Raw genomic sequence first — 1,205 nt, forward strand, 5'->3', positions numbered from 1 at the left:
TTTGCATGCTATCGCGCCAGGACATTGAGGTCGATGGTTTCTATTTTCTGATGTCTGAACCAGGCGTCGAAGACACCGTCTGTGGCGGTGGGCCTGAAGGCGACGGATTTTCCTGTGAAGGCCCTGCACAAACGCATGGTGCGGCCAAGAATGGAGACGAAGCCATGCTGCTGTACGCGGCGGATGAGATCGCCCTTGGCGTATTCGAACGGCTCGACCGTTTCGCGATAAGGGCGCAGCGATGCCCAGTAGCGATCGAGCGGCACGCCGCCGTCCAGCGCATCGTGGGGACGCTGGGCGTTGTAGACATGGCGCCACTGGTCGAATGCGTCCTGGGCCTTGGCGAGATCGGCGAAGGGCGGTCCCTGCAGCGCCTCGGCCTTGAGCGAGCGATGGAAGCGCTCGTCCTTGCCGAGGGTCTGGGGATGGCAAGGCCTGGAGTGGCTGACGGCGATGCCGGTTTCGATCAGCCAGACGGTGAGCAGCGTGAAGTCGTTGCGGCCGCCATCGCCCCAGGGCGGGCCATTATCGGTGGCGATGCGCCACGGCAAGCCATAGCGGCGGAAGGCGGCGACCAGCCGGGCTTTTACGGTTGCGGTGGTCTGGTCGGCGCAGGCCGACAGCGCGACCGAGAAGCGCGAATGGTCATCAAGCACGGTGAGCGGATGCAGGCGGCCGCAACGCAAGGCGACGTGACCCTTGAAGTCCATCTGCCACAGATCGTTGGGGGCGGCATGCTCGAAGCGGATGAAGGGCTGCGCTCCACCGCCCGACGTTCCCAACTCAATGCCGTTGCGACGCAGGATGCCGGTTACCGTCGAGGCCGCCGGCGTGCCGATACCCTCGCGGGCAAGCACACGCGCGATCTTGCGTCCACCCCAAGCCGGATGCGCCATACGCACCGCAAGGGCCGCCGCTTCCACCTCCGGCGCGCTGCGCGCCGGGCTCGATCGTGGCCGCCGCGACTGTTCGACCAGCCCAGCCTCCCCCTCGATCCGATAGCGCGAAAGCAGCTTGTGGCCACAGGTCCGGCCGATACCGAAGCGCTGGCACAGCACGCTTATATTCGCTCCTTTCGCCGACGCCAGCCTCACAAACTCCAGCTTCTGCTTCATCACGCTTCTGTCCTCGAATGGCATCCCGAACCCCCTCGCGCAAAAGCGCAAAACTGTTCGCGATGTCCTCGCACATCTGTTCGCGATGTC

Annotated in this window: 1 protein-coding gene; it reads right to left on the reverse strand. The window is 64.7% G+C overall.

Features of this window, described 5'->3' with window-relative positions; translation table 11 throughout:
• Nucleotides 1–8: 8 nt before the first annotated feature.
• On the reverse strand, nucleotides 9–1,139 hold the full coding sequence (locus NKJ55_RS35370) for an IS481 family transposase (protein ID WP_352453921.1): 1,131 nt from the start codon (nucleotides 1,137–1,139) through the stop codon (nucleotides 9–11).
• Between the last annotated feature and the right edge of the window lie 66 nt (nucleotides 1,140–1,205).

This window comes from Mesorhizobium sp. M0106, assembly GCF_040322715.1.
In the GTDB taxonomy this organism is placed as follows: Bacteria; Pseudomonadota; Alphaproteobacteria; order Rhizobiales; family Rhizobiaceae; genus Mesorhizobium.

Coding starts and splice junctions, on each gene's coding strand:
- NKJ55_RS35370 (WP_352453921.1), bottom strand. CDS start 1,139: ATGCCATTCGAGGACAGAAGCGTGATGAAGCAGAAGCTGGAGTTTGTG.